Raw genomic sequence first — 5,366 nt, 5'->3', positions numbered from 1 at the left:
CGCCGTTGGGGGCCCCCGCCCCCCCCCCCGCGGCCCCCCGAAGGCCCAATACGCGTTGCGGGCCCCCGGCCGCCCCCCCGGGGGCGCCGCCCCCGCCCGAACCCGCCTGGAGCCCGCCGCGATGACCCTCACCCCGCCGCCCGCCGCCACCCCGCTGTTCGCCGCCGTGGACATCGGCGGCACCAAGATCGCCGGGGCGCTGGTCGACGGCCACGGGCGGCTGCGGCACCGGCTCCAACTGCCCACCCCGGCCCGGGAGCCGGGCGCGGCCGTGCTCGCCGTCGTGCACGAGGTGCTGGGCCGGCTCGCCGGCACCGCCGACTGGACCGCCGTGACGGCCGTCGGGATCGGCAGCGCCGGCCCGGTCGACCTCGCCGCCGGCACCGTCAGCCCCGTCAACATCCCCGGCTGGCGCGACTTCCCGCTGGTCGCCGAGGTCGCCTCGCACCCGGCGGTGGCCGCCCGGCGGCTGCCCGTCCACCTGGCCGGGGACGGCGTCGCGATGGCCGCCGCCGAGCACTGGCAGGGCGCCGCCCGGGGCGCGGCCAACGCGCTGTGCCTGGTGGTGTCGACCGGGGTCGGCGCCGGGCTGGTGCTCGACGGCGCCGTCCGGCCCGGCCCCAGCGGCAACGCCGGCCACCTCGGCCACATCAGCGTCGACCTGGACGGCGAGCCCTGCCCGTGCGGCTCGCGCGGCTGCCTGGAGGGCCTCGCCAGCGGCACCGCGATCGCCCGCCGGGCCCTCGCCGAGGGCTGGCGCCCGGCCGGGGAGGACCCCTCGGCCCGGGCCGTCGCCGCCGACGCCGAGGCGGGCGACCCGGTCGCGCTCGCCTCCTTCGACCGCGCCGCTCAGGCCCTCGCCGCCGGGATCGCCGCCACCGCGGCCCTGGTCGACCTCGACCGGGTGGTGGTCGGCGGCGGCGTCGCCACCGCCGGCGACGTCCTGTTCGCACCGCTCGCCCGCCACCTCGACCGCTACGCCACGCTGTCCTACATCCGCGGCCTCGACGTCCGCCGCGCCGAACTCGGCACCGATGCCGGGCTGATCGGCGCGGCCGCGCTCTGCCGCTGACCCGAACCCCTCGGAGGCCGCGCCATGTCGCTCCCGCCCTTCGCCCTGCTCCACAACCCGGTCCGCCCGTACGCGTGGGGCTCGCCCACCGCCATCCCCGCACTGACCGGCACCGCGCCGACCGGCGCCCCGCAGGCCGAACTGTGGATGGGCGCACACCCGTCGGCTCCCTCCGAGCTGCTGGCTCCGGACGGCGCCGGCGGGCCGCAGCCGCTGGACGAACTCATCCAGCGGTACCCGAACGCCATGCTCGGGCCGGACACCGTGGGGCGGTTCGGCCCGGCGCTGCCGTTCCTGTTCAAAGTGCTGGCCGCCGACCGGGCGCTCTCCCTCCAGGTCCACCCGACCCGGACCCAGGCGGCGGCCGGGTACGCGGCCGAGGAGGCCCGCGGGGTCCCGCTCGACGCACCCGAGCGGGTCTTCAAGGACCCCGGGCACAAGCCCGAACTCATCTGCGCCCTCGGGGACTTCGAAGCACTGTGCGGCTTCCGCCCGGCCGCCGAGACGGCCCGGCTGCTGGACGCGCTCGCCGTCCCGCTGCTCGCCCGCTGGGCGGACGACCTGCGCGCGCACCCCGCCGCCGAGGTCCTGCCCGCACTGCTGCGCCGGGTCCTGGCCGAGGACCGTCCCACCGGCCCCCAACTCCGCGACATCACCAGGGCGTTGCACCGGCTCGCGGCCGAGGGCGGCCCGTTCGCCGAGGCCTGCGCCGGCTACGCCCGCGCCGCCGCGCAGTACCCCGGCGACCTGGGTCTGGTCGCCGCGCTGCTGCTCAACCACGTCCGGCTCACGGCGGGCCAGGCCCTCTACCTGGACGCCGGCGTGCCGCACGCCTACCTCCGGGGCGTGGGCGTGGAGTTGATGGCCAACTCGGACAACGTGCTGCGCTGCGGGCTCACCCCCAAGCACGTCGACCTCGACGGCCTGCTGGCGGTCACGTCCTTCCACACCGGTGAACCGCAGGTCCTCACGGCGCTCCCAGGAGACCGGTTCGAGGACGAATTCCCCTCCCCCGCCGAGGAGTTCCGACTCTCCCGGCTGCGCCCCGGCCCGGCCGCCGTCCGCGCCGAGCTGCCCACCCCGCAGATCCTGCTGTGCGCCGAGGGCCGCGCCCGACTGCACGCCCCCGGCTTCGCGGACCTCGACCTCCCCCGGGGCGCGTCCGTCTACCTGCGGCCGGGCGCCGGACCGGTCGAGCTGACCGGCCGGGGTGCGGAGCTGTTCCGGGCCACCACCGGCACGCCGGCCCAGGCCGGCACCGGGTGGCCGAACAGCAGGTCGTAGCCGTCCGGGAGCTGCTCGACCACGCGGTCGACCAGTTCCCCCGGGGCCAGGTCGGCGAGGGTGCCGAGCACGGCCCCGATGTCCCACGGCCCGGTCGCCTCGGTCGCGCCGTCGATCCAGCCGACCACGCCGCGTACGAAGCGCTCGGCGGTCAGCGGTTCGGCGGCGGGCCCGGCATCGCGCAGCAGCGGGGCGTACGCCTCGGGCAGCGCGTCGGCGAGCTCGGCCCGTTCGGCCCCGACCAGGTGCTCACCGAGCAGCGCGAGCACGACCCGGATGGCGTGCTCCGCCTCCGCCTCGCTCGGGTACTCCCCGCAGTCGACGACGCGGGCGCGGAAGTCCTCCGGGGAGATGGTCATCGCGTCCTCCTTCCGGTCGGCGGGGACCGGCTGCACTCCGCCCGGAAGCCGGAGGCCGAGAGCCGCCGGCCCTCTCGCGGACGATCCGTGGCCCGATGCGGCGGACGGCTGGTGGCGGACGGCCCGTGGCGGACGGCTGGTGGCGGCGAGGTCCGGCCGGCTGCGCCGTCACGGTCCGTGACCGCCTGGGGTTCGCCGGTACCCGTGCTGCTCAGCGTACTGCGGCACGGCGGCAGGGAGACCGGCCGGACGGATCGACGCCGTTGTCGATCACGTCGCCGGCCCGCGCCCTGCCCGGCGCGGGGCCACCAGGGGCCCGGGTGTCAGGCCGCCGAGGCCCGACACCGTCTGCGGGTGCGGTGCGGCAGAGCGGCACCCGTGCGGACCGCCACGCGCTGCGGCGGCGGCGCCGTGACCGGCACGGCCGGTGCGGTGGGCACAGCGGGCACAGCGGGCACAGCGGGCACAGCCGGCACGGCGGGGGCCCGCACCTCGTCCGGCATAAACGCCTCGAGAAAACTCCGCTCGTTCGAACTGAGTTTGCGCGAGCGGCCTGATTCACGGTCCCGCGCGACCACCACGGTCCTGGCCCGCATAAAGGTGAGCGGGTCACGGCAGACATCCACCACGATATGCGTGGAACTCCGCCCGATCCGTTCAACCGTCAACTGCACCGACAATGGCTCGGGCCGGTGGTACAACTGCTCCAGAAAATCGATCTCGTGTCGCGCGATAATGAATCCGGACGGGAACAGGGCGTCCCGGACGGCGGTCTCGTGGTGGCAGAACATGTCGTAAATCCCCTCCTGGACGTAGCCGACCAGCCGGGCGTTGTTGATGTGCCCGTTCTCGTCGACATCGCTCCACCGGGTGGGGCAGGACAGCACGTGCACGCCCAGGTGCAGCGCGCTCACTGCTGCGTCAGCCCGGCGCCGGTCGCGGCGGGGAGCAGTGCCCGGCGCAACCTGGCGTAGTAACCGGACTGTTCCGCCGCCATCCGGGCCGCCGTCCAACCCTCCTCGGCCGCTTCCGCGGCGACCTGGACGACCAGGCTGTCGAGCACCGCGTCAACCGACCGGCAGAGTTCGGCGACCGCCGCGAGACGCTCGGTGACATCCGCGCCTCCGGCCGCGCCCCGGGCCGGGAAAGCGGCCAGCGATTCCGCCGCGAGTTGCAGGTCGTCGACGGTGTCCGGCATTTTCTCCGGCATGTTTTCCGGCATCAAATTCGACACGTTTTTCTCCATGACTCAATCCGGCCATTACGGCCCGGTAGCTAGTGTTCGAATACACCGAATCGGTGTCGGCCCCCCGACGCCTTCGACGCTATCCCAGCCGACACGGTGGACGGATGGTTTACGGACGGCGACGGGAAACTCACTTCTATTGGAGTAGTTTGCCGGGGTACACAATATGCCCCATCATCCGAATGCCGTCGGCAGAACGGGTGGCATCGCCGACCCGAACCCCGAAACCGGCACCTGCGCGTCGCAAATCTGCTACCAGCCTCCCCACCACCTCGCCTTGTAGAGGTGCGTCCCGCGCAGGGTCCGCGTACCGTCCGGCCGGTGCAGGGTGATCACCGAGGTGCACCAGGAGCACGGCCCGCTGTGGTCGGGGGCCACGGTCAGCAGCCGTCCGGTGCCGGGCTCGTCCCCGACGCTCTTCACGTCCCGGACGGCTGCGGGGTCGTCCAGCCGCACGGCGGTGAAGCGGTCGGCCGCCGGGTCGTACCGCCACAGGCCGGTCAGCGTGCTCACCCAGAACCGCCCCGGCTCGGCCAGTACCGGCGCGAGGTCGTGCCCGCCGTGGTCGGGCAGCGGCGTCGACCGGACGGCGGTCAGGGTGGGCGCCGCCGGGGTGCCACCCACCCGCAGCGCGGTCAGCACGTCGTCGCCGAGCACCCAGAGCAGGCCCGTCCGGCCGTCCCAGTGCACGCCGTGCGCGCCCGGGAGCGGGTAGCCGGCGTGGGCGGTGGCACGCGGCCCCTGCGAGGCCGCGTACAGCCGCACCCACCCGCCACCGCTCGCCGCGACCGCGACGTTGCCGTCCGGCAGCAGCTCGATGCTGTGCGGATTGGCCGCCCCGCCCAGGTCCGCCGCCCAGCGCGTCGCGCCGGTGGTGGTGTCCACGACGGCGGCCAGGCCGCCGGAGGCGGTGGTCAGCAGGTAGCGCCGGCCCTGCCGGACCCGGCTCTTCGCCTCGTCCGGATTCGTCCAGCTCCGCGCGGGCGCCAGGTCCGCGAGCCCGGCCGCCCGGTCGGCGTTCCAGCCCCACACGACCGGCAGCCGCCCCGGGCCCCGGTAGGCCATCAGCTCCTCGGCGCTCTGCAGCACCAGGACGCTACGGGACTCCTGGTCCACCACCACGACCGCCCACCCGGGCGACCTGGCCTGCGCGCCGGTCGCCGGCACGCAGAACAGCAGGACGCACAGGGCGCACAGGGCCGCCGGCCTTCTCCTCAGCACGCCCCCACCGTGCTTGCTCCCGGGCCGCTTTGCACGGTGGAGCGTCCGAACGGCCGTGGGGGGGGGGGGGCGGGGGGCGGGGGGGGGGGGGCGGGGGGCCCCGCGGGCCGGAGGGCCCCCCCGCCGCGGGGGCGCGCCGCGGGCCCCCGGGCGGGCCCCCGCCGGCCCCGCCCCGCCCGAGAGG

6 protein-coding genes are annotated in these 5,366 nt (G+C 75.9%); 2 read left to right on the top strand and 4 right to left on the bottom strand.

Features of this window, described 5'->3' with window-relative positions; translation table 11 throughout:
* Positions 1 to 121 precede the first annotated feature (121 nt).
* Together ACFWPI_RS05715 and manA are read left to right on the top strand one after the other, a co-directional pair.
* Positions 122 to 1,072: an ROK family protein gene (locus tag ACFWPI_RS05715; RefSeq protein ID WP_380380199.1), complete on the top strand. Its 951-nt coding sequence runs from the start codon at positions 122 to 124 to the stop codon at positions 1,070 to 1,072.
* A gap of 24 nt (positions 1,073 to 1,096) precedes the next feature.
* Positions 1,097 to 2,356 carry a mannose-6-phosphate isomerase, class I gene (manA, locus tag ACFWPI_RS05710; RefSeq protein ID WP_380380201.1) on the top strand — a complete coding sequence of 420 codons (1,260 nt, stop codon included), beginning with the start codon at positions 1,097 to 1,099 and terminating at the stop codon, positions 2,354 to 2,356.
* Here manA and ACFWPI_RS05705 read toward each other — a convergent pair.
* From ACFWPI_RS05705 to ACFWPI_RS05690, 4 genes are all read right to left on the bottom strand, one after another.
* Positions 2,239 to 2,715, bottom strand: coding sequence for a DUF2267 domain-containing protein (locus tag ACFWPI_RS05705; RefSeq protein WP_380380203.1), 477 nt, complete (start codon positions 2,713 to 2,715; stop codon positions 2,239 to 2,241). The genes manA and ACFWPI_RS05705 overlap by 118 nt on opposite strands.
* Before the next feature lie 323 nt (positions 2,716 to 3,038).
* Entirely contained in the window at positions 3,039 to 3,629 is a 591-nt protein-coding gene (locus tag ACFWPI_RS05700; protein ID WP_380380204.1) for an acyl-CoA thioesterase, read from the bottom strand.
* Positions 3,626 to 3,961 (bottom strand): hypothetical protein, encoded by a 336-nt coding sequence (locus ACFWPI_RS05695; protein ID WP_063346410.1) that lies wholly within the window; start codon positions 3,959 to 3,961, stop codon positions 3,626 to 3,628. Before ACFWPI_RS05695 ends, ACFWPI_RS05700 begins: the two co-directional genes overlap by 4 nt.
* Before the next feature lie 252 nt (positions 3,962 to 4,213).
* Positions 4,214 to 5,182: a DUF6528 family protein gene (locus tag ACFWPI_RS05690; RefSeq protein ID WP_380380206.1), complete on the bottom strand. Its 969-nt coding sequence runs from the start codon at positions 5,180 to 5,182 to the stop codon at positions 4,214 to 4,216.
* Positions 5,183 to 5,366: the final 184 nt, after the last annotated feature.

Origin of the sequence: Kitasatospora sp. NPDC058492 (genome assembly GCF_042720685.1) — a bacterium.
Lineage (GTDB): Bacteria > Actinomycetota > Actinomycetes > Streptomycetales > Streptomycetaceae > Kitasatospora.
The sequence above is the reverse complement of the archived record's forward strand: the minus strand, read 5'-3'. Positions and strand labels throughout refer to the sequence as shown.

What these genes read in the sequence shown, in the direction of transcription:
- ACFWPI_RS05715 (WP_380380199.1), top strand. Translation starts at nt 122, where the DNA reads ATGACCCTCACCCCGCCGCCCGCCGCCACCCCGCTGTTCGCCGCCGTG.
- manA (WP_380380201.1), top strand. Translation starts at nt 1,097, where the DNA reads ATGTCGCTCCCGCCCTTCGCCCTGCTCCACAACCCGGTCCGCCCGTAC.
- ACFWPI_RS05705 (WP_380380203.1), bottom strand. Translation starts at nt 2,715, where the DNA reads ATGACCATCTCCCCGGAGGACTTCCGCGCCCGCGTCGTCGACTGCGGG.
- ACFWPI_RS05695 (WP_063346410.1), bottom strand. Translation starts at nt 3,961, where the DNA reads ATGGAGAAAAACGTGTCGAATTTGATGCCGGAAAACATGCCGGAGAAA.